6 protein-coding genes are annotated in these 5032 nt (G+C 71.2%); all 6 read right to left on the bottom strand.

All coding sequences use genetic code 11. The features are described 5' to 3' along the window. Nucleotides 1-435 (bottom strand): Hpt domain-containing protein (locus OZN99_RS25235; protein WP_270937996.1); only part of this gene is annotated, 435 nt, incomplete at its 3' end. Nucleotides 436-509: 74 nt separating this feature from the next. Beyond that, nucleotides 510-986, bottom strand: a complete 477-nt coding sequence (locus tag OZN99_RS25230; RefSeq protein WP_270937995.1) for a DUF4396 domain-containing protein — start codon at nt 984-986, stop codon at nt 510-512. A 113-nt stretch (nt 987-1099) separates the two neighbouring features. Beyond that, a complete protein-coding gene (locus tag OZN99_RS25225; RefSeq protein ID WP_456299901.1) occupies nt 1100-1825 on the bottom strand; it encodes an ABC transporter ATP-binding protein in 726 nt (241 codons plus the stop codon). Then, nucleotides 1818-2657, bottom strand: a complete 840-nt coding sequence (locus OZN99_RS25220; protein ID WP_270937994.1) for an ABC transporter ATP-binding protein — start codon at nt 2655-2657, stop codon at nt 1818-1820. Before OZN99_RS25220 ends, OZN99_RS25225 begins: the two co-directional genes overlap by 8 nt. Next, nucleotides 2654-3961 (bottom strand): high-affinity branched-chain amino acid ABC transporter permease LivM, encoded by a 1308-nt coding sequence (gene livM, locus OZN99_RS25215; protein WP_270937993.1) that lies wholly within the window; start codon nt 3959-3961, stop codon nt 2654-2656. The genes OZN99_RS25220 and livM overlap by 4 nt, the downstream gene beginning before the upstream one ends. Then, nucleotides 3958-4872, bottom strand: a complete 915-nt coding sequence (locus OZN99_RS25210) for a branched-chain amino acid ABC transporter permease (RefSeq protein ID WP_270937992.1) — start codon at nt 4870-4872, stop codon at nt 3958-3960. The genes livM and OZN99_RS25210 overlap by 4 nt, the downstream gene beginning before the upstream one ends. Nucleotides 4873-5032: the final 160 nt, after the last annotated feature.

Here is a 5032-nt window from a genome sequence, read left to right as displayed (position 1 = left end):
GGCCGGCGCGGCCGCGACCGGCACGGCCGCGACCGGAACAGCGACCGCGACCGGCGCCGCGCCATCGGCCGCGGCGTCCAGCGCCGCGATCAGCGCGGCATCGTCGCCCGCCGGTTCCGCCCCGCCGGACTCGAGGCCGGAGACGATGGCCTTGATGCGGTCCAGCGCCTGCAGGATCAGCGTGATGCCGTCCGGCGTGACCTTCAGCGCGCCGTCGCGGTAGCGGCCGAGCACGTTTTCCGCGGCATGCGCCACCGCTTCCAGGCGCGACAGGCCCAGGAAGCCGCAGGTGCCCTTGATGGTGTGGATGACGCGGAAGATCTCCGACAGCGTCGGCCTGTCGTCCGGCTGCTTCTCCAGCCGCACCAGCGCCACGTCCAGCGCGGCCAGCCCCTCATGGGTCTCGGTCAGGAAATCCGCGATCAGGTCGTCCATGGGCGCTCCGGCGGCAAGTCAGTGCCGCAGGATGCGCCGATGGCCTTGAAGAAGCGGTGAACGCCGCGGCCGCTTCAGTGATGGGCGTGGACCACCGCATGACCCCGGCCGCGGGCGATCAGCCAGCGGTTCAGCGGGAAGGCGGCCAGCCCCGCCACCGCCAGCGCGAAAGCCAGGCTGCCCCAGAACAGCGGGTCGCCGAGCCCGGCCGACATGGCCCCCGGAATGGCCAGCATCACGGCATTGTCCACCACCTCCATCACCGTGATGGAGGCCGCATCCGCCGCAACGGCGAGCCTCGCGGCCTGGCGGAACGCCATCCCCGCGCGCAGCAGCGGCACCATGGTGAGCGCGAAGCCCGAGAGGAAGGCGAGCGTGACGGCCAGCGCGATGGTCGCAAGGTCGCCCCAGCCCAGCGCCGTGCCGATGACCATGCCCGCGACCTCGCCGATGGCACAGCCGGCGAGGCAGTGCAGCGTCGCCGACCAGGCCAGGCGGTTCAGCGACACCGGCGCGGGCTGGTCGTGGTGGTGATGGGCGTGGGCGGACATGGCGGGACCTCCGATGCGCGACCGGGCGATGCGCCGGCCGGCCCCGAAGCTCCACCCTCCTAGAATGGGAAGGTCAAACGGTCCCGGATCACGTCCGAGCGACCACCGCCCGGTCAGTGCCCCCCGCCCAGATAGGCGTCGCGGATCTCCGGGCGGGCCAGCAGCTCCGCCCCCGTGCCCTCCATGGTGATCCGCCCGGTCACCAGCACGTAGCCGCGATGCGCCAGGCGCAGCGCCTGATTGGCGTTCTGCTCCACCAGCAGAACCGTCAGCCCTTCCGCCTCGTTCAGCGCGCGGATCGCGGAGAAGATCTGCCGCACGATCAGCGGCGCAAGGCCGAGCGAGGGCTCGTCCAGCAGCAGCAGCCGCGGCTTCGACATCAGCGCCCGCCCGATCGCCAGCATCTGCTGCTCGCCGCCCGAGAGCGTGCCGCCGCGCTGCGCCTGCCTCTCCTTCAGGCGCGGGAACAGCGCGAAGACCTTCTCCAGCTCCGGCGCGGGGTCGTGGCCCTGCGCCTGCGCGCCCATCAGCAGGTTCTCCAGCACCGACATGCGCGGGAAGACGCGGCGGCCTTCCGGCGACTGCGCGACGCCCATCCGCATGATCTCGTGCGTCGGGCAGGCGGTGATGTCGCGGCCTTCCAGCAGGACGCGGCCCGCGCGCGGCTGCGGGTCGCCGCAGAGCGACATCAGCAGCGTGGACTTGCCCGCGCCGTTGGCGCCGATCAGGGTGACGATCTCACCCTGCCGCACCTGCAGCGAGACGCCCTTCAGCGCCTCCACCGCGCCATAGGCGGCGACGAGGTCGGTGACCTCCAGCATCGGGGTGTGCTCAGTCATCGTCGCCCTCGCCAAGATAGGCGGCGATCACGGTGCGGTCGTTGCGCACCACGGCGGGCGGGCCCTCCGCGATCTTCCTGCCGTGGTCCAGCACCACGACGTGGTCGGAGATGGTCATCACGATGCCCATGTCGTGCTCGATCAGCAGCACGGAGACGGCCGGCTCGCCTTCTGCCGCGGTGCCGTCGCGGATGGCGCGAAGCAGGCGGGCCAGCTCGTCCGATTCGCGCGGGTTGAGGCCGGCAGCGGGCTCGTCCAGGCACAGCAGGCTCGGGGCCGTGCACATGGCGCGCGCGATCTCCAGCCGCCGCTGCGCGCCATAGGGCAGCGCGCCGGCGGGGTCGTCCGCGCGGTCCAGCAGGTTGGTCGCACGCAGCCAGGCCACCGCGCGCGCGACCGCCGCGGCTTCCGCCTTGCGATAGGCGCCGAGGCCGAGCAGCGCGACGATGCCGAAGCCGGTCTTCGCCTGCAGCGGCACGGTCTGCGCCACCAGCAGGTTCTCCAGCGCGGTCATGCCCGGGAACAGGCGGATGTTCTGGAAGGTGCGCGCCACGCCGGCGCGGGCGATGCGGTGGTCCTTCAGCCGGTGCAGCTCCGCCACGCCATCAGCCGCGTGCAGCCGCAGCGCGCCGTCGCTCGGCCGGTAGAAGCCGGTGATGCAGTTGAACACCGTGGTCTTGCCCGCGCCGTTCGGCCCGATCAGCGCCGTGATGTCGCCGCGGCGGGCGGTGAAGGAGACGGCATCGACGGCGACCAGCCCGCCGAAGCGCATGGTCAGCGCCTCCACCTCCAGGATGGGCGGGGCATCCTGCATCGACAGGGCGGCGCTCATCCGCGGCCCTCGCTGACATGGCCCGCCCCGATGGCGCGCTTCTCGCCCAGCGCGATGGTCGGCGTGCGGCTGCCCACCAGGCCACGCGGGCGCAGCACCATGATGACCACCATCGCCGCGCCGAACACCAGCATCCGCCATTCCTCGAGGTCGCGGAACAGCTCGAAGCCGCCGATCATGACGATGGCCGCGACCGCCACGCCGACCTGGCTGCCCATGCCGCCCAGCACGACGATCGCCAGGATGATCGCGCTCTCGATGAAGGTGAAGCTCTCCGGGCTGATGAAGCCCTGCCGCGTGGCGAAGAAGGCGCCAGCGAAGCCGCCGAACATCGCGCCCAGCGCGAAGGCGGTCAGCTTCGTGTTGCGCACGTTGATGCCCAGCGCGCGGCAGGCGATCTCGTCCTCCCGCAGGGCTTCCCAGGCGCGTCCGATGGGCTGGCGGCGGATGCGGATGGTGACCCAGTTGGTCAGCAGCGCCAGGCCCAGGATCAGGTAGTAGAGGAAGACCACCCGATGCACCGGGTCGGGCTCGATGCCGAAGAAGCCGGCGAAGGTGCCGGGCTCGCCCGACATGTTGAAGGGCAGGCCGAAGAAGGTGGGCCGCGGGATGCCGCTCATGCCGTTCGGCCCGCCGGTCAGGCTGACCCAGTTCAGCAGCACGATGCGGATGATCTCGCCGAAGGCGAGCGTGACGATCGCCAGGTAGTCGCCGCGCAGCCGCAGCACCGGGAAGCCGAGCAGGATGCCCCAGAAGGCCGCCAGGATGCCGGCCAGCGGCAGGCAGATCCAGAAGGACAGGCCGAAATACTGCGCCAGCAGCGCATAGGAATAGGCGCCGACCGCGTAGAAGGCGACGTAGCCGAGGTCGAGCAGGCCGGCGAGGCCAACCACGATGTTCAGCCCCCAGCCCAGCATGACGTAGGTCAGCACCAGGATGCCGAGGTCGAGCTCGTAGCGGCCGATGCCCGGGACGAAGGGCAGCACCAGCGCCGCCGCCAGCAGCAGCGGCGCAAACAGCTTGCCCGCGCGCGCCATCGCCGCCGCTCGCTCCGGCGACTGGCCGAGGCTCTGCGGTCGAAGCCCCCACAGCGTGACGACCAGCCGCCCGGCGAAGACCAGCGCGCAGAGCATCGCCACCTCGGTCCAGCGTTCGCGCAGGACCAGCGCGCCCGTGGGCGAGACGTCGGTGCGCAGCCCGACCATCACGACGAACAGGCCGAAAGCGACCGCGGCGGCGATGGTGGCGTCGCGCAGCGCGGCGGTGATCCGGCCGCCGGCGCCGCCCTGGGAGAAGGCGCTCATACCTTCTCCACGTCCTGCCGGCCGAGCAGGCCGGTGGGCAGGAAGATCAGCGTCAGCGCCAGGATGGAGAAGGCCGCGACGTCCTTGTACTGCACGCTGAAATAGGCCGACCAGAAGGTCTCGATCAGGCCGATCAGCAGCCCGCCCAGCACCGCGCCGGGCAGGCTGCCGATGCCGCCCAGCACCGCCGCCGTGAAGGCCTTCACGCCGACGATGAAGCCCATGAAGAAGTCCGCCACGCCGTAGCGCAGCAGGTAGAGCGTGGCCGCCACGGCGGCGAGCGCGGCGCCGATCACGAAGGTCAGGCTGATGGTCCTGTCGGTGTCGATGCCCAGAAGGTTCGCCATCTTCCGGTCCTGCTCGCAGGCACGCATCGCCCGCCCCAGCGGCGTCTTCGTGACCAGCCAGGTGAACACCACCAGCGCCGCCAGCGTGGTGCCGATGATCAGCATCTGCATGTAGGACAGCTGCACGACGAACTCGCCCTCGCGCATCAGCTCGATGCCGCCGATGACCTGCGGCTCGATCGGCTTGGGGCGGGCGCCCTGGCTGACCTGCACGAAGTTCTGCAGCACGATGGACATGCCGATCGCGCTGATGAGCGGGGCGAGGCGGAAGGACCCGCGCAGCGGGCGATAGGCCACGCGCTCCACCGTCCAGCCGTAGAGCGCGGTGAAGGCCATGGAGATCGCCAGCACCAGCAGGATCGCCGCAGGCCCGTCCATGATCCCGCCGGAGACCAGCATGACCATCGCGATCAGCGCGACGAAGGCACCCACCATGAAGATGTCGCCATGCGCGAAGTTGATCATGCCGATGATGCCGTAGACCATCGTGTAGCCCACGGCGATCAGGCCGTAGATCATGCCGAGGCTGATCCCGTTGATCAGCTGCTGCAGCGCATAGGCCAAGGCGAGTGTCCTCCCGGCGGGGTCCGCCGACGGTCCAGCAACCGCGGCGGATGTGCAAGGGTGTTGCGCTGCCCGCCCCGTTCCCCGCCGGGTCAGTCGCGCGCGGCGCCTGCGCCCTCGCGCGCCGCCAGCGCGACGCCGGCCGCCGCCGCGGCCAGGC

Source organism: Falsiroseomonas oryzae, from assembly GCF_027856955.1.
Taxonomy (GTDB): domain Bacteria; phylum Pseudomonadota; class Alphaproteobacteria; order Acetobacterales; family Acetobacteraceae; genus Falsiroseomonas; species Falsiroseomonas oryzae.
Note: the sequence above shows the minus strand (reverse complement) of the source record. Positions and strands in the feature narration are given on the sequence as shown.